16 protein-coding genes and 1 pseudogene are annotated in these 18,212 nt (G+C 46.3%); 2 read left to right on the top strand and 15 right to left on the bottom strand.

Features of this window, described 5'->3' with window-relative positions; translation table 11 throughout:
• The 8 genes and pseudogenes from F8N00_RS07520 to F8N00_RS07555 all read right to left on the bottom strand — a co-directional run.
• A pseudogene (locus F8N00_RS07520) lies at positions 1-134 on the bottom strand (shikimate dehydrogenase); the annotation flags it as partial.
• On the bottom strand, positions 134-1,243 hold the full coding sequence (gene yqeH, locus F8N00_RS07525; RefSeq protein ID WP_023467421.1) for a ribosome biogenesis GTPase YqeH: 1,110 nt from the start codon (positions 1,241-1,243) through the stop codon (positions 134-136). The gene yqeH and the pseudogene F8N00_RS07520, both read right to left, overlap by 1 nt.
• A 143-nt stretch (positions 1,244-1,386) precedes the next feature.
• Positions 1,387-1,971 (bottom strand): YqeG family HAD IIIA-type phosphatase, encoded by a 585-nt coding sequence (locus F8N00_RS07530; protein WP_023467420.1) that lies wholly within the window; start codon positions 1,969-1,971, stop codon positions 1,387-1,389.
• A gap of 136 nt (positions 1,972-2,107) precedes the next feature.
• A complete protein-coding gene (locus F8N00_RS07535; protein ID WP_023467419.1) occupies positions 2,108-3,457 on the bottom strand; it encodes an ArsB/NhaD family transporter in 1,350 nt (449 codons plus the stop codon).
• Positions 3,458-3,507: 50 nt separating this feature from the next.
• Complete coding sequence (locus F8N00_RS07540) at positions 3,508-4,287, bottom strand: phosphatidylserine decarboxylase (RefSeq protein ID WP_051353617.1); 780 nt, start codon at positions 4,285-4,287, stop codon at positions 3,508-3,510.
• Positions 4,280-4,768, bottom strand: coding sequence for a thioredoxin family protein (locus F8N00_RS07545; RefSeq protein WP_023467417.1), 489 nt, complete (start codon positions 4,766-4,768; stop codon positions 4,280-4,282). Before F8N00_RS07545 ends, F8N00_RS07540 begins: the two co-directional genes overlap by 8 nt.
• Positions 4,769-4,781: 13 nt before the next feature.
• The gene (gene iadA / locus F8N00_RS07550) at positions 4,782-5,915 is read right to left on the bottom strand and encodes a beta-aspartyl-peptidase (RefSeq protein WP_023467416.1); all 1,134 of its coding nucleotides are present in this window, start codon (positions 5,913-5,915) and stop codon (positions 4,782-4,784) included.
• A gap of 63 nt (positions 5,916-5,978) precedes the next feature.
• Entirely contained in the window at positions 5,979-6,173 is a 195-nt protein-coding gene (locus F8N00_RS07555; RefSeq protein ID WP_023467415.1) for a YjzD family protein, read from the bottom strand.
• Between the two features lie 198 nt (positions 6,174-6,371).
• Between F8N00_RS07555 and F8N00_RS07560 the strand changes: the two genes are divergently transcribed.
• Positions 6,372-7,181, top strand: a complete 810-nt coding sequence (locus F8N00_RS07560) for a Cof-type HAD-IIB family hydrolase (protein ID WP_035398424.1) — start codon at positions 6,372-6,374, stop codon at positions 7,179-7,181.
• A gap of 50 nt (positions 7,182-7,231) precedes the next feature.
• Here the strand turns inward: F8N00_RS07560 and F8N00_RS07565 are convergent, their stop codons facing one another.
• From F8N00_RS07565 to F8N00_RS07595, 7 genes are all read right to left on the bottom strand, one after another.
• Entirely contained in the window at positions 7,232-8,083 is an 852-nt protein-coding gene (locus F8N00_RS07565) for a YitT family protein (protein ID WP_023467413.1), read from the bottom strand.
• 186 nt (positions 8,084-8,269) lie between these two features.
• On the bottom strand, positions 8,270-10,570 hold the full coding sequence (locus F8N00_RS07570) for a glycoside hydrolase family 65 protein (RefSeq protein WP_421017987.1): 2,301 nt from the start codon (positions 10,568-10,570) through the stop codon (positions 8,270-8,272).
• A gap of 227 nt (positions 10,571-10,797) precedes the next feature.
• Positions 10,798-11,829 carry a LacI family DNA-binding transcriptional regulator gene (locus F8N00_RS07575; protein WP_035398727.1) on the bottom strand — a complete coding sequence of 344 codons (1,032 nt, stop codon included), beginning with the start codon at positions 11,827-11,829 and terminating at the stop codon, positions 10,798-10,800.
• A 34-nt stretch (positions 11,830-11,863) separates the two neighbouring features.
• Positions 11,864-13,387, bottom strand: a complete 1,524-nt coding sequence (locus F8N00_RS07580; RefSeq protein WP_035398431.1) for an alpha-amylase family glycosyl hydrolase — start codon at positions 13,385-13,387, stop codon at positions 11,864-11,866.
• 22 nt (positions 13,388-13,409) lie between these two features.
• Positions 13,410-14,243, bottom strand: coding sequence for a sugar ABC transporter permease (locus F8N00_RS07585; protein ID WP_023467409.1), 834 nt, complete (start codon positions 14,241-14,243; stop codon positions 13,410-13,412).
• Between the two features lies 1 nt (position 14,244).
• On the bottom strand, positions 14,245-15,600 hold the full coding sequence (locus F8N00_RS07590) for a carbohydrate ABC transporter permease (protein ID WP_023467408.1): 1,356 nt from the start codon (positions 15,598-15,600) through the stop codon (positions 14,245-14,247).
• A 126-nt stretch (positions 15,601-15,726) separates the two neighbouring features.
• Complete coding sequence (locus F8N00_RS07595) at positions 15,727-16,983, bottom strand: extracellular solute-binding protein (protein ID WP_174316741.1); 1,257 nt, start codon at positions 16,981-16,983, stop codon at positions 15,727-15,729.
• Positions 16,984-17,438: 455 nt separating this feature from the next.
• On the opposite strand from F8N00_RS07595, the gene F8N00_RS07600 reads away from it, so the two are divergent.
• Positions 17,439-18,212: alpha amylase N-terminal ig-like domain-containing protein (locus F8N00_RS07600; RefSeq protein WP_421017988.1), on the top strand; the 774-nt coding region annotated here is incomplete at its 3' end.

Genomic DNA, 18,212 nt, shown 5'->3' on the forward strand with positions numbered 1-18,212 from the left:
GTCTCGTGGGCTCGGAGATGTGTATAAGAGACAGGGTCATAACAGCCGAAAAGCCCAGCCGCTTCCAGCCAAGCTGTATGCAGCTCAGGTGAAAGTGAATGGGCAATCGGATGACCGATGACGGCAAAGCGCATCAGACGAGCGCCTCACGTAAGGATACAGCGACACCTTTCGGGGCGTAAGCAGCGACACGTCCACCTTTTCCGTGAACCGCAACCCACCCGAGTCCACTGAAGACGATATCTGTCTTCATGTTGTCGCGGAGGCTGAATTCATGACGGACAAGCGGCGGTAGCATCTCCCGCGTCTTTTCGTTTGGCGGAGACAACAGCTCACCGTTGTGGTTCGCGTATAAATCGTCTGCTTTTTCAAGCTTCGTCCGGTGAACTTTCAATTCGTTCGACATGTAGATGACGAATGAACGCTTGTTCCCTTCCATATAGTCCAATCGTGCAAGACCTCCGAAGAAGAGTGTCTGTTGCGGATGGATTTGGAAGACTTGTGGCTTGATCTCTTTTTTCGGTGTGATCAGCTTCAAGTCCTTTGCATCAACATAGTGAGCCATCTGGTGATGATTGATGATCCCCGGTGTATCATACAGGTTACAGTTATCGTCGAGTGGAATGTCGATCAAGTCTAGTGTCGTTCCTGGGAAGTGACTGACCGTGATGACGGCTTCATCTTCTTCACCGAAGCGTTTGATGACTTGGTTGATCAGTGTCGATTTCCCGACGTTCGTACAACCAACGACATAGACGTCGCGACCTTTTCGATAATAATCGATTTTTTCAGCGAGTTCATCGACTCCGTGCCCTTTTTTCGCACTGATCAGATGAACGTCGACTGGACGTAATCCAAGTTCTTTCGATGCTTGACGCATCCAGTTCATGAGGCGGTTCGGGTTGAGTGACTTCGGTAATAAATCGGCTTTGTTCCCGACGAGTAAGACATCGTTTTTACCGACGAACCGATGTAAGCCCGGTAACCAACTTCCATTAAAATCGAAGATATCAACGATTTTAACGACAAGTGCATCTTTTTGACCGATTCCGTCTAAAATTTTAACGAAATCATCGTCCGATAACGATACATCTTGAATTTGATTGTAGTGCTTTAATTTAAAGCAACGTTGGCAAATGACCATTTCACGATCAAGTGCAGATTTAGGTGCGTATCCTGGTGCTTTCGTGTCTTCCGTTTGAATGGCGACACCACAGCCAGCGCAGTGGATTTCTTCGATCATATTATGTTGAGCCGCATGCGGGAACGATATCCCTTCTCTTTTCACCGTAGCGCCCTGCTCGCTACTCCAAGAGCGTAACTTCCGACCTCTCGCCGTACATGTTGCGACTGCTGCCTTCCCTTTCATCTACCGATCTGACAGGGTTATTGTTGCTTATCCTGACGAAGTGTTTCGATCGGATGCTCCAGTGCAGAAGGATCTTCCTTGACGCGTTGTGTCAATTTATAGATTCCTTTGCGTTTCATCCGGCGGAAAATGACACGTTCCATCAGGCGATTGAATTTCGTGACGACACCGTCCGTCTTAACGACAGGTTGAACGTGGATGACTTCGATTCCAACGGAGTTTGCACCGAGTACATCCGTGAAGAGTTGGTCTCCTAAGAAGACAACTTCCTTCGCGTGATAACCGAATTCCGTCAATGCCCGTTTAAACCCGATAGGAAGCGGTTTTCGAGCAGGCGCAATATAATGCAATCCGAGTGGATCCGCAAACTTCTTGACGCGGTCTCCGTTATTGTTCGATACGATGATGACGTCGAAACCATATTGATTATTCACCATATCCAGCCAAGCAACCAATTCGTCTGGAGCATCTGCGATATTCCATGCGACGAGCGTATTATCAAGATCGGTCAAAATCGCTTTGACACCGTTTCGTTTGAGCATTTCAAGGTCGATATCGTAGATCGAAGCCACGAAATGTTTCGGATAAAGTCGTTTGAACAAGAATAAAACCTCCAGATAATGGTCTAGCTCTATAGTTAAGTTTAAGAAACAGTTATGCTCTTATCGTTCGATTATAGCACAATCAGGTAGTAAGAGCGACGCACAAAAGAAAACGGAAGGCGGACCTTCCGTTTTCTTAGTAATACCGAATCCACAAATAGAGTTGGGATAGAATCAACGTCACAATCGTGATCGGTGCTCCGTAAATCAAAAAGCGCATATAGGTGAATTTTTCACCTTGTCGTGTCGCGAGACCCGCGACAATGACGTTCGCCGATGCACCGATCAATGTTCCGTTACCACCGAGACAGGCACCGAGTGCGAGGGACCACCATAATACGTCCACTTTCGCATCTGCTGGTGATAATCCAATTCCAGCAGCTACATCATTGATGAGTGGAATCATCGTCGCAACGAACGGGATATTATCGATCGTCGCACTGGCGATACCAGACAACCAAAGAACAGCAGTCGCTGTCGTCTGAATGTCACCGCCTGTCAGATCAATCGTCTTTTCAGCAAGGTAGCGAATGATACCTGCTTCTTGAATCCCGCCGACGAGCACGAATAGTCCAGCGAAGAAGAAGATCGTCGTCCATTCAACACGAGCAAAGATTCCTTCTAGCTGATGATCGTTTTCAATCGTCAGCAACATCAGGATTGTCGCTCCAAGAATCGCGATCGCCGGTGCTTCGAGATGGAGTCCGATGCGATCAAGCACCGGATGCAGTACGAACAGCGCAATCGTACTGACGAGGACGATACTGCTTCGTGCGACCAATTTTCGACTGACGATATAACTCTTCTCATCGATTTCCATCAGTTTCTGCCGATCTTCCGCTTCAACATGTAGTTGCTTCCGGAAGACGAAGTAAAGAATGCCGATCGTTACGACCGTGATGACGAGGATGATTGGTGCGAGATTCACTAAAAAGGCATTGAACGTCAAGTGTGGATTCGCAGCACCAATCATGATGTTCGGTGGATCCCCGATCAACGTTGCTGTTCCACCGATATTCGCAAATAGGACTTCTGCGAGCAAGAATGGAAACGGCGCGATCTTCAGTATCTTCGTAATCGAAAACGTGATTGGAACGATCAATAGAACCGTCGTGACGTTATCAAGGAATGCAGATCCGAGTGCTGTCAATGCGGACAGTAAAACCAATACCTTGATCGGATCACCTTTTGTCGTCTTCGCAGCGCGGATCGCGATGTATTCGAACAAGCCAGATTGATTGGCAATCGTGACGAGAATCATCATCCCAATCAATAAGACGATTGTTCCCCACTCGATATATTCAAACAATGCAGTCTCGAGATCCACAATGCCGATGATGACCATCGCGAGCGCTCCAAGTAAGGCAACGATTGCTCGACTAATTTTTTCACTGATGATGAAGCCATAGGTCACTAAAAAAATAATGAGTGCGATATACGTTTGGACCTGCGTACTTCCGATTTCTGCTAATGCCAGTGCCGGCATGATTCATTCCTCCTAAATGTAAGGAGACGCCCATAACGGGCGCCTCGCTGTCATGAATGCCATTGTCCGAGGCGTTGCCCCATTAAAACCGGTCCAATCGCTTGGCTGTCTAACGTCAATGCATCTTTCGGACAAATCAGGACGACCGTCGAACCGAATGAGAAGTATCCAAACTCATCCCCGCGACGAAGGTCCTTCGACTCGTTCGTCCGAACGATCGAGTTAACGTTCAGTGCACCGACCATGACATGTTCAAGTGCATGTTTCCCTTGGACGATGCGCGTCACGCGACGGTAATTACGTGTCAACGGGCGAAGCGCATGTGTAAGACCAATCTCATTCACCGGTGCCGAATCGCGACCGAGCGTATAGCTCGTCCGGACTGTTCCATCCATCGGCACATGAACCCGGTGATAGTTTTGCGGACTTAAGTAAAAGATCATCACACGTCCACCAACATATTGCTGTGCTTCATGATGGGAACCGAGTAACTCGGATACCGTATACGATTGTCCTTTGACAGTAAAGCGGCTATCAGCCGTCAAATCGTCAACGACAGACAATACACCGTCACACGGACTGACGAATGCACCTTCTGCTTGATCGATCGGTCGCATTTCCGGTTTGACATGACGAATGAAAACGTCATGTAAACTCGAATACGCTTCTAAATTCTGAGTCGCTTCTGTCATATTTAAATCGTATGCCTGAACGAACGGACGGATGAACGGACGACTGATACGGCTCATCGCAAACCGTTTCAGTTGTTTAGCAACAAGCGGGTGTCCATTTAATTCGAACACGCGAGAGTAAAACCATTTTTTAATCATTGAGATCACCAGATGATTCTTCTTTTGAGTCCTTTACGTCTTTTCCAGCGAAGAACTCTTTATAGCTGTCTTCTGTTTGTTCACCTGCTACGCGTCCGACTTCCTTACCGTCTTTAAAGTGAACGACCGTCGGTGTACCCTCGATGCCAAACGTGTCCCAAGCCGACTGTTCGACAGCAAGATCGATCTGTTCGAATGGAATGTCTTGTTTTTCACCAAGCGGAACGAGATATGGTTTTACTTTTTCACAGTGGACGCATCCCGTTTGATAGAAATACGTATAGAATTCATCACCGGATTTCACTTTATCTGCGACTTGTGTAGCCGTTAGATTGCCATTCTTCGATGCAGAATCTTCTCGATCCGTGAAGACGAGCAGTAACCCCCCAACCAATACGATCAAGGCGATGACTCCCGCTGTAATCCAATTCGCCTTGGATTGCGGTTTTTTCGTGTTTTTTCGTTTCGACTTCTTTGACACGTCTATCCCTCCGTCATTCTGGTATTAGCCATTTTTTCTGAATCATTATAGCATGACCATTCGCAAGAATCGTATCGATTTGCAAAGCGTCATCAATCAGTAACAGATCCGCTCGTTCTCCAACCGCGATTCGCCCGCCCGGTATACCATATGCATCCGCGACATGCCGCGTAATCGTCGCGATTGCCTGATCAAAAGCAACACCCTGCTCCACTGCATCGCGTACGGCTTGCATCAAGGAAGAGGGTTTTCCTGTATCAATTCGCACTAATCGACCTGCCTCATCAAACGCCGGAAGACTTGCGCCAGCATCGCTCGACATCGTGATCTGCTCGAGTGGAATTCCCGCTGCTAAAGCACGGGCGACAGCCTGTCCTGCTGGAATCTCGCCTTCCGCAATGAAAGTTTCCGTCGTACACGTCGTGAAATCGATCCGTCCTCCTCGTTTCGCCCAGGCAAGTCCCGCTTCAAAGATTCGTTCACTTCGGTTGATATGCGTCGGAAGGAATTGTCCGATGGGGAGGTCCGTCGTATCAATCACCTCATGTAACAGATCGAGCCCTTGTTTCCCGTCTCCGATATGGACGTTCATCGTTCCCGACACTCCTTTGACCATGCCGGCAATTCGGGCTTCTGACGCTAATCGCGCGAGTTCATGAGCCGTCGGTTGTGTCGATCGGTGATCGTTGATGGCAATCTCTCCGATGCCAATCACTTCATTGATGAGGACGATATCATGTCCTGTCGATTGCGTCAGGAAGACCGGCGGAACCATATAACTTCCGCTTAATAGAAAGGGACGGATACCAGATGCAGCATATCCCCGTATATGTGCCAGTAGATCGATTCCAGTTCGCGTCCAGCCGTCCGTTCCGAGCAATCCGACAACCGTCGTGACACCACCTTCGAATATGTCGCGAACAGTCAACGGTGCCGTTCGCGTGGCAAATCCGCCTTCTCCTCCTCCACCGATCGGATGTAAGTGTCCGTCGATGAATCCGGGGACTAGCCGTTTGTTGCGACCATCAATCCGGTGCGTAATCAGTGCTTCATCTATGGTGTAGGAACCGATTCCGATGATCTGGTTTCCTGCGATGTAGACATTTTGCGGCATCTCTTGCCACAGAACCTGTTCGATGACGATCATCAATCATTCCTCCTTAAGACAAAAAGCGAGCCTATCGCCCATATGACGACATCTCGCTTTTCCTTATTCTGCCTTAGTCCCTTGACCAAGACCTAAATCTTCATTGACGGCATCGAGTGCGAAGACGACAAGTGAAGTGACGACAGACATAGCTGTCGCGAATCCGAAGCTATACGTTACTGCATCAACTGCCGATACGATGAACACAGCCGTGTTCACGAGTAAGAATGACCAAAAGAATGTAACGAGAAAACGCATGATTTCCCCTCCGTTTCCATAACGTACTATAGAGTTATCCTACGATTTGTAGTATACCATTTTTTAATCCAAGCAACAGCTTTTCTCTAATTTTTTCAAGCGCTTTCTTTTCCTTGAAAAACTTAATCGTTTCATACGAAGGACAATCGCTTCATATGCTACAGTAGAATTAACGAAAAGAAAGCGGAGGATTTCATTATGACCCGTCACTTAATTGCTGTCGATCTCGACGGCACCCTTTTAAAAGATGATAAGACAATCAGCGCTGCGAATATCGCTGCGCTCCAGCGTGCGCGTGCGAACGGTCACGAAGTCGTCATCGCAACTGGACGACCATTTCGTCACGCCAGGAAATATTACGAACAGCTCGGTTTGACGACACCGATCGTTAATTTTAACGGTGGTCTCGTTCATCACCCGCAAGATAATCACTTTGAAGTCCAGCATCATCCGATTCCATTAAAAACTGTTCAACATATTTTAGAATCCGTCGCTGAGACGAAAACACAAAATATTGTCTGCGAAGTCACGGATCATGTCTATTTTCAATATGACCCAGTCGGCATTTACGAATTTTATACCGACCATGCCTTATCTGTCACGACCGGAGATTTACGAAAGGTGCTTATGCATGAACCAACGTCTCTCTTGATTCATGCCAAAGGAGAACATGTCGACGAGATCCGCTCCGAACTATCTGGTATCCATGCTGAGACGGTACTCAATCGTCAATGGGTGAAGCCTGAATTCATGGTCGAAGTGATGCGAAAAGGTACAAGCAAAGCGGTCGGTCTTGCTCATATCGCACACCACCTTGGAATTGATTCGCGACAGATCGTTGCGTTCGGTGATGAGGAAAACGATTTAGAGATGATCGAGTATGCTGGACATGGTGTCGCGATGGGTAATGCCATCCCCGCGCTAAAGCATCTGGCAAACGGCACGACGAAGCGAAATGAGGATGACGGGATCGCGTATTACTTGAGACACGTTCTTGGACTCGCATGATAACAGATAAAAGGCACTTGCTGCATATCGCAGAGCAAGTGCCTTTTTCATTATCCTTTTCGGAAGTATCCGACGACCGAGTCCGTTGCGACGACGTTGATGAATACTGTCTCGTCCGCTTCCCGGCAAATTCGTTCAATGTCCCGCAATTCGTGACGCTCGATGACCATCATCAACGTCGCTTTTTCAGCTCGCGAATACGTTCCAATCGAAGGAATTTGCGTGATTCCTCGGATGATATGCTGATGCAAAGCCGTCGTGATGTCATCCGCATGATTCGTGACGATGAAGATCGTCAGGCGCTGATTGCTCGTATGAATCTCATCGACGACCTTAGACGTCACGTAGATGAAGACGATCGTGTATAAAGCAGTCGACCAACCGAACAATGCGCCTGCTAATAATGCGATTAAGAAATTCAAGACGAACAGATACAAGCCGACACTACGATCGGAGAAACGAGCAAAGATGAGGGCAACGATATCGAAACCACCTGTCGAAGCACCGAACTTAATCGTTATACCGGTACCGATCGCAAGCAAGACCCCTCCAAACACTGCATTCAGTGTTTGATCACCTGGTATGACAGCATATTGAGGAATAAGACCAATGAAAATCGTCGTTGCCAATACCGAAACCAACGTAATGATTGTAAAACTCCGACCTAACATGATCCATGCGAGCACGATCAAAGGGATGTTCAACGCCAAGAACCAGACGTTTTCACCAAACGCAAATGCTGTATTTTGAAGGACTTGCGTCAAGATTTGGGCAAGTCCTGTAAATCCAGTCGAATAGACCCCACTTGGAATCAAAAACCAGTTCATGGCAACGGCAATGACGAATCCTCCAATCGAAGCCACGATCACTTTTAACATACTTTCCTTTACTACTGCTGTCACACGCCGTTCTCCTCTCGTTCATAACTATCTTGAAACACTTTAGCACATTCAAATGTCGTCGGATAGTCAAGATTTCCAAAGATTGATGTTCTTTTTCATGATGGCGCTTTCATTTGTGACAAAGGTGTCCTGCTTCTTGTTACACAGAAAAAAGAACCGACTCAAAAATCGGTTCTTTTTTATCTCTTATACTGTCATCGAAGCAGGAACTGTAATCTGTCCTCCTGACGGAACTTCTACAGTTGTTCCATGAACGTTTAAGCTGAATGCTTCGCCTTCTGTTTGAGCGATTTCGACGGCATTCGGCTGTACATGGACATGGATATGATGACCGCGCCATTGCATCCGGAACGTATAGCTCGTCCAGCCTTTTGGCAACATCGGCTTAAAGGATAACGTATCGTTCGCCACCCGTAATCCAGCGAATCCGTGGACGATCGACATCCATGATCCAACCATCGACGTGATGTGTAATCCGTCTTCCGTATCATTGTTGTAGTTGTCAAGATCAAGTCGTGCTGAACGTTGGTACAGTTCGACCGCTTTTTCCTCATAGCCGACTTCCGCCGCAATGATTGAGTAGATACATGGTGATAGTGACGATTCGTGAACCGTACGTGGTTCATAGAAATCGAAGTTCGCTTTTTTCTCTTCTACACTGAAGCGATCCGTCAAGAAGTAAAGACCTTGTAAGACATCTGCCTGTTTAATGAAGACAGAGCGAAGGATCCGGTCCCATGACCAATTCTGGTTTAGCGGAAGATGTTTTGGATCGAGGTCAGCGACCAAGATTTGTTCCTTATCCATGAAGCCATCCTGTTGCATGAAGATTCCAGGGGCTGCCTCATCTTTTGGATAATACATCTTCGCGTCGATATCTGCCCACTTCGCCAGCTCCTCATCCGTCAACGCTAATTGATGCATAAGTTCTTGCAGACGTTCTGGCTCTTCTTGTGCCAAATGACGGTGGACGGTCTGCGTATATTCGAGACACCATGCCGCAATCAGGTTCGTATACCAGTTGTTGTTGACGTTGTTCTCGTATTCGTTTGGTCCCGTCACGCCAAGAATCATGTAGACGTCCTTATGCGCGACGTAATTGACACGGCTTGCCCAGTAGCGAGAAATCTCGACTAATACTTCAAATCCGTATTGTCCGAGGTACGATGTGTCTCCCGTGTAATTCGTGTAATTATAAATCGCATGCGCGATTGCACCGTTCCGGTGAATTTCTTCATGTGTGATTTCCCACTCGTTGTGACACTCTTCTCCGTTCATCGTCACCATCGGATAAAGTGCACCCTTCATGCCGACATTCTTATCCGCATTTTCTTTTGCTTGCGGTAATTGATTGTGGCGATACTTGAGTAAATTCCAAGCCACTTCCGGTTTCGACGTCGCAAGGTAGAAGTTCAAGCAGTACGCTTCTGTATCCCAATACGTCGCACCACCATACTTCTCGCCCGTGAATCCTTTTGGTCCGATGTTGAGGCGTGAATCTTCACCTGTGTAGGTCTGGAACATATGGAAGATGTTGAAACGAATCCCTTGCTGTGCCTCGACATCTCCTTCAATTTTCACGTCCGCTTCTTCCCAGTGGTGCAACCAAGCTGCTTCATGTGTCGCAAGCAATGGTTCAAAGCCTGATTCGAATGCGACGTGAACCCGTTTCATTGCTTGCTCCAGTAACGCATCGATTTCATGATCGCGATTCGTTACGAGTGCGACGAATTTTTCGACTGTGACACCCTCACCTACTGCGGCTTGTTTCGTGAAACGATTCGCGACGTACTGCGTATTGCCATCGACGACCTCACACCGTGCGCCTTCGACGTCCGTGATCATCGCTGCCGTCACATGCCAATCGAGCTTTTTCGTTTTTGATGTGACATAACCAAACCGTTCTTCAATTCCGTGTTCGACAGGAAGCCAGAACTTCTCGTCATAGTTCGAGTCTTCATTTTCAACATCCGCATCAAGATACGATTCAATGACGATTTCTGCTTCAAAATTGACAGGCGTCACCGTATATTGCAAAGCAGCGATTTCTTTATCGACGATCGAGAAGAAACGCTTGGATTCGACTTTCGTTTCCTCTACCCCATTCTTCAATAGCATCGTCCGTGTCAACACACCGTGTTGCATATCAAGTTCGCGTTTGAAGTCGATGACTTCCCACGTGTTCAAGTCAACAGCTTTTCCGTTGACGGATACTTTCAATCCCATGATATTGACAGCATTGAGTACTTTCGCGAAGTACTCCGGATAACCGTTTTTCCACCAGCCGACACGTGTCTTATCCGGATAGTAAACACCTGCGACATACATGCCTTGATGCGTGTCCCCTGTGTATTCTTCTTCAAACGTCCCGCGCATTCCCATATGACCGTTTCCGATCGATGTCATCGATTCTGCCAATCGATTATCTTCTGGATGAAAACCAAGCTCTGTAATTTTCCACTCATTGACCTCAAAAAGTCGTTTCATCGTCAAGTCGCTCCTTTTTATGCTACGCATGTCGGTCACCCTGATCATGTAAGCGTTTCATCTATACTATACATTCTTTATTGTACACATAAAAAGCATCAATGCAATCGTTTGCACGAAAATAAATTTCTTTTTCTGCAACCGCTTCCTTTTACTAGAAATCGATAGCCATTTGAATCAAAAAAAGTCTATTTTCAAACCAATCGGCTTAAAAATAGACTATCATTTCATGCTTCAGATTTTCCGCCACAAGACTGACGGACGACGAGATAATGCGGAACGATGACGCGTTTTCCATAAGGGGTCGCATCTTCATTGATTTGTTCAATCAAACAATTCGTCGCTTCAAAACCAAGTCCAAAAATATTGATTTCAACAGAAGTCAACGGTGGGCTTGAGAATTCTGCGATGAACAAGTTATTGAAACTGACGACGGCCATTTGATCCGGCACACCGATCCCCATCTCATTCAGTGTACTCATGACACCAAGTGCCATCATATCGTCACTAACGACGACAGCCGTAGGCGGATGTTCAAGCGACATCAGTCGCTTGACTGCCTCAGCTCCTCCTGTCGTCATGAATGGTGCACTGACGATGTAGGATTCTTGAATCGGAATGCCCTCTTCCATGAGAGCCGTCTTGTAGCCACCGACACGCTCTTGCGTCACAGCTAGGTCCTGTGCGCCTCCTACGAATGCGATACACTCATGCCCAAGTTGATGCAAGTACTTCGTCACTTCGCGACCGGCTAGATAATTATCCGTATCGACATACGTGACATGTGATGAATCACTGAATGGTTTTCCGACGACAACGAACGGAAACTTCGAGTCTTGTAGAAATTGAACGACTTTGTCATCCGTACGGGAATACAGTACGACGACACCATCGACACGACGGCCCTGAACCATCGAGACGACACCTTCATATACTTCTTCTTCCGAGACACCTGTCGTCATATAGAGCGAATATCCATTTTGATGCGCTTTTGTACTGATTCCTCGAATGACCTCCGAAAAGAACGGGTTTTGTAGCGTTTTTGTTGCAGCACTTGGCATGACGAGACCGATCGCTTGTGTCGTTCGATTCGCTAGACTGCGAGCATGAACGTTCGGATAATATCCGAGCTCATCCATCGCCTGGCGCACCCGTTCCTTCGTCTTTTGACTGATGCGTGAACTATTCGCAATGACGCGTGATACCGTCGAGGGTGCGACATTCGCTTCCCGTGCTACATCCTTGATTGTTACCTGCATCCCCTTCACCTCACATTTCCCCTAGTTAAGTATTTTATTTTGTTTGACGTTGCATGCGTTTACGGTGAACGAGAAGAAGTATGAGCGCTAAAATCGGAGCGATCGCACCAATTGCGATGATCGACCACCAGTTGACTTGTGACTTTTCGATGACATAGCTGTTCGCACTATTTGCATCAAGCGTGATCTCATAGGCGTCACCATCTTGACGCACCAAGTCTGAGAATAAAAGTCCTCTTAAACGCTGGTCATCACCGATTTCTTTCGCAGACACGCGTAAGCTCGTCTTTTTTTCTCCAAGATTGATCGCGTAAACGACTTGTTGTTGTTTCGTCTCCCGTGAGTAGACTGCCATATGATCGGTTTTTGCGATCAAGCGTTGCTTCCCTGTTGCAAACGCTGGGTAGTCCTGACGCATCTCGTTCAACGTTTTTACGTACTGTTGCATCTTCTTGTTTTGATCAAATGTCATCATCATCCGGTTTCCAGGATCCTCGCCACCTGGCATCGCCACCTCTGTTCCTTGGTAGACGATCGGCATCCCCGGGGCAGCATAGAGTGCGAACAGCGCCAACCGAAGCTGCCGTTCCTCTTCGTCTGCTCCACCAATCTTTGCTTCCGTGATGAAGCGCTTGACATCATGATTATCAATGAAGGTTGCAAGTCCCTTGGCATTCGGATTAAACGTAGTATCTCGATTATAAACTGAATCGAGCTCTTCCGCTGAACCATTTTTGCGGGCAAACTGATCCTTGACTCCATAATAAAACGGGAAGTTCGTCACGGAATCAAAACCTAATTTTGAATAAGACGCGATTTTTCGCGGATCTCCATCGAATACTTCAGCCAACAAGAATAAGTCTGGATGCTTTTCTTTGACTGCTGGGATAAACGTTTCCCAAAATGACGCTGGCACATGGCGAACCGTATCGAGCCGGTATCCATCTATACCCGTTTCATCGACCCAGTAGTTCGCGACATCCACTAAATAATCGACGACTTCTGGATTTTCCGTATTGAAGTCCGGTAAATCGAACAGCCAGTTATTTTCGACTTCCGACGGATTATTCCAGTTCATGATTGGTTGGTTTTTATGGAACCACTCCGGTTTTTCTTTCACCATCGGATGATTTGGTCCTAAATGATTGACGACAAGATCAAGAACGACCTTGATATCCCGTTTATGCGCTTCTTTGACGAGACGTTTAAACTCTTCCTTTGTTCCGAAGTGCGGATCAATCTCGTAATAATCATCCGTCCAGTATCCATGATAACCATTCGGACGGTTCTTAAAGATCGGCGTTAACCAAATTGAAGTGAATCCCTTTTCCTTGATGTAATCGAGACGTTTCGTCACGCCTGCTAAATCGCCACCTTGGAACGCTTTTGGATTTTCAGGATCCGCCTCTTTATCATTACTCGGATCGCCATTCTCGAACCGATCCACCATGATGAAATACATTCGTTCTTTTTCCCAACCTGCTGCTTCACCCGTCATCGGTTGAAGCCCGATAGACAAGAGAAGCGGCAAGAGGAGAAGCATTATGCCTCGTCTCATGCCGCTGATTTCCCCCTTATGATTATCCTTTTGTTCCACCTGCTGTCAATCCAGACACGAAGAAGCGCTGGAATGCGAAGAAGAGAAGAACGATTGGAACTGCTGATAATACGGCACCTGCCGCAAATAACGTGAAGTTATTGTCGAACTGCTCCGACACCATGTTGTACAACCCGACCGCAAGTGTCTGTTTCTCAGGAGAACGCAGGACGAGCGATGCTAAAATGAAGTCGTTGAATGGTGCCATGAAGTTGAACAACGCGATGACGGCGACCATCGGTTTTGCGAGCGGTAAGATGATTTGCCAGAAGATTCGTAAGTGACCGGCACCATCCATCCGCGCCGCCTCATCGAGTTCTTTTGGAATCGTATCGAAATATCCTTTTGCAAGATACGTATTCATTGGAATCGCTCCACCCGAGTAGAGTAGGATAAGCGCCAGATGCGTATCAAACAATTCTAACATATTAAGCAAGACATAAATCGCAATAATGGCAACGAATTGCGGTACCATCTGCAACACGAGGAACAAGATCAGTGAATTTTTCCGACCGACGAAGCGATAGCGTGAAAAAATGTATCCTGTTAACGTGATTAGAGCGACGGAGACGACCATCGTGATGACGGCAATCTTGATTGTGTTTAAATACCACATGCCATAATCCGTTTTTGATGGATCGAACAAATCGAAGTAGTGAATCAAAGTCGGATTACTTGGGAAGATATCCGATGTAATACTTTTCCCTGGGTTGAGTGAAGTACCAACAACCCAAAGGAGTGGATAGACGATAATGATGGAGGCGACCGTCAAAATGAGATATGACAACGCCATGTTGATTCGGTTTTGTTTTCTCATATTAGATCATATCCTCATCTTTGAATGATTTTGAACGCTTGAACTGAATGACGGCAATCGTCATGATGAAGAACGACAACACAAGCGTGATCGCTGCTGCGAATCCATACTGCGGGTTCGCGCCAAGCGACAATTTGTAAATCCACGAAATCAAGATATCCGTTCCACCAGCCGATTGACCTGGTACTGCCGGTCCACCGTTGTTGAAGAGATAGATGATATTGAAGTTATTGAAGTTGAACGTATACTGCGTGATCAAGATCGGTGCTGTTGCGAAAAGAATCATCGGCAATGTGATCAAGCGGAACTTCTCTCCTGCTGTCGCTCCGTCGATTGTTGCTGCCTCATAAAGATCTTCTGGTATCGACTGCAAGATTCCCGTCGTCAGTGTCATGATGTATGGGAAACCTAACCACCACTGAATCCCGATCAAGGCAAGCTTCGTATACGTCGGATCTGTCATCCAGTCGACACCGTCAGTAAGACCGATTGCTGGTAATAACGTCGTATTGAAGACACCGAATGTCTCATTGAACATCGAGCGGAAGATCAAGATCGTGATGAAGGCTGGTACTGCCCATGACAGGATCAAGATGGAACGGAAGAACCGTTTTCCTTTGAGTCCCTTTTGGTTCAGTAAGACTGCCAGTCCGATACCGATCGCGATGACACCTGTCGTCGAAGCGACGGTCCAGACAAGCGTCCAACCAAGAACGCTGACGAATGTGTCGCGGAAAATATCAACCGTGAAGATATTCAAGAAGTTTTGAATCCCGATCCAGTCGACCAATTTCGCTGGAGGCGAGTTGTTGAACTTATAGTTTGTAAAAGCAATCAAGAAAGTAAAAATCAACGGTAAGACGACTGTGAACACTAAAAGTACTAATGAAGGAATCAACATCGCATACGGGAATCCATTATCACGGAAATTCCGTAGTTGCATCTTCAAGGAAGGTACTTCGAGGTTCATGTCGCGCAACTTACCGATTCGATACGCATCGATAAAGTTCCAGACGTAAATGGCGATACCAAAGACAAGTAAAATCAAGGCAATGATGCCCTCGACCATTAGAAAGATCGAGTGATCCCCCCTTACGCCTGGTACCTCACCGAGTGTAATCAAGCCCCAGATCGCTCCGCGATCGCCAGGACCATTTCCGGCTCCTTTGAAGAACAGTTCAAAGTTGACGAGAAAATATGATAGTACGACGACAAAAAATGTCGCGCCTTTAAGGAATTGTTTATTGTATAGTTGTCCTACTCCTGGAATGATCGACATCAGCGCCGCAATCGTGCGGTGGTTCGTCTTTTTTTCAGGCGTTGGATTCGTCGGGTGTGGTGTTGCAATCGCAGCCATCGTCCGTTCTCCTTTCCAAAGGTCATGTCTGACCTCAGGCTTCTCTTCCAACCATAAAGATGAGGGGGAATCCAAGATCCCCCTCTCTTTATCTCTTTTTCATGGATTCACGCGTTCCATTTACGCTTATTGATTGTTAGCTTCGATTTGTTGCTTGATTTGTTTGACAGCATCATCAGCTGATTTTTGTGCGTCTTGTTTGTTTGTTGCAACAAGCTGAAGTGCTGCTGCCATTGGTTCCCAAACTTGACCCATCTCAGCGATGTTCGGCATTGGCACACCGTTTTGTGATTGTGCGAAGACTGCTGCTGCGACTTCGTTATCCTTGATTGCTGCATCTTCTTGAAGCGCAGTGACTGGTGGGATCTCATTGTATTTTTCGAACATTGCTTTCGCGTTCTCTTCACCAGTGAGTGATGCCAAGAACTTCTCAGCCCACTCTGCATTTTCCGAGTATGCTGAAATCGCGTATGTTTTTACACCAACGAATGTTTTAATCGGCTCACCGTTTGGAAGTTTCGGAAGAGCTGAAGCTCCGAGGTTGATGCCTTTTTCTTTATAGCTCGCAACTGCCCATGGACCGTTCATGACAGCAACAGCTTTTTTATCGCCGAAGAGTTGGTCAAGTGCTTGACCACCGCCACCACCGATAAGACCTTTCGGGAAGAGACCTTCTTTGTACCACTTGCCGATGTAATCCATACCTTCGACAGCACCTTTGTTGTTCAAGCCGATATCTGCTGGATCCAATTTGCCACCGTTGTCTTTGAAGACATATCCGCCGTAGCCACCAATTGGACCGTGTGCGAAGTAGAAGTTATCCCAAAGCGCGAGGAATCCGTATTTGCCGTCTTTCTTTTGCTCTGTTGAGATCTTGTACAGATCGTCCATTGAAGCTGGTGCTTCTTTTAATTCATCTTTATTGAAGAGGAGGATTGGTGTTTCAACTGCTTTCGGATATCCGTAGACTTTACCGTCAAACGTTACTGCTGATTTCGCTGTATCGATGAATGGCTCAAGTGCTTTTTCGCCATCCTTGAGCTCTGCGATCAAGCCTTGGTCAACGACTGTACCGATTTGGTCGTGTGGAAGAAGCATGATATCCGGTCCTTTACCTGCTGGTCCGTCAAGTGCTACTTTCTTCTGCTGATCTGTCATCTTAACTTCTTTGACTTCGACTTTGACGCCTTCTTTTTCTTCGAACGCTTTAGCTGCTGCTTTAGTCGTTTCAGCTTTTTCAGTGTCTTCCCAGATGACGATCTTGCTTGGTTTTTTACTACCTGAATCTGAAGATGATGATTCAGAGTCTGATCCACCGCCACATGCTGCAAGTGCACCGATTGCCATGACAGATACAGAGAGACCTGCTACGAATTTTTTCATTTCCATGATTGAAATTTCCTCCCCAAGTTAACTTATGAATGATAAGTTTTAATGCACAACGTTTGCATAAAGGCACAACCATTTTCTCATGATAACAACCGAGTGGTTGTAAGCGTTTTATGAAAACGTTTGCATCACCTTTACATTTTTATTATACAATCTAAAATCCTTTTGACAAGTCCTTTTATTCAATTATTTTCTTACATTTCAAAAACTTTTTATTTTTGATTTCATTATTTGAATCAAATGCTAGATAGAATAAGTGCATAAAAAGAAAACGTTTTCATTTTTATTGTTTGCACAACATGATGCAAACGATTGCATCATACTCTCGACTTTTATCAGGAATCCTTGATTTCACGGGATTGGAATTGACTTTAAGAAAGCGCTTTACTATTCTTAGGTCGAAGACATAATCAATATGATGCAAGCGATTGCGTTAAGGAGTGACTGCCATGTTCAAAGAAGCTGTGTTTCACCGTGCGATGTCTCCGTTCGTCTATAAATATGATGAGCGAACAATCCACATCCGTTTACAAACGAAAAAAAATGACGTTGATCGCGTCGATTTGATATGGGGCGATCCATACGATTGGCATACTGAAAATCCGGATGCTGCCGATTGGAACTTCGATCCCTCAAAATCAAACTACTGGAATACATTTGAAACACCGATGAAGCGAAGTGGATCAGATGAGTTATACGATTATTGGTTCATCGATGTCGTACCTCCCTTCCGTCGTCTACGATATGGTTTCCGTCTCCATGACGGTTCAACGAGTCATGTATTCACGGAACGTGGATGGTTCGACGAAAAACCGCTCGATGATACTGGCTACTATTTCTGCGTTCCTTTTCTTAATGCAGTCGACGTATTCACTGCACCAGATTGGGTCCAGGATACGGTTTGGTATCAAATCTTCCCAGATCGCTTCGCAAATGGCGATACGACGAATGATCCAGCTGGTACACTCCCATGGAATAGTACAGCACCGACGACGACGAATCTTTTCGGTGGAGATTTCCAAGGGGTCATCGATCACATCGATTATCTCGTTGAACTTGGTATCACTGGTATTTACTTCTGCCCTATCTTCTTGGCGAAATCGAATCATAAATATGACACAATCGATTACTTAGAAATTGATCCACAGTTCGGTACGAAAGAGAAATTCAAGGAAATGGTCGATTTGTTACACGCACATGGCATTGTCTCTTATACACATCTC

The sequence above is a fragment of the Exiguobacterium sp. A1_3_1 genome, assembly GCF_048985645.1.
Classification (GTDB): Bacteria; Bacillota; Bacilli; order Exiguobacteriales; family Exiguobacteriaceae; genus Exiguobacterium_A; species Exiguobacterium_A indicum.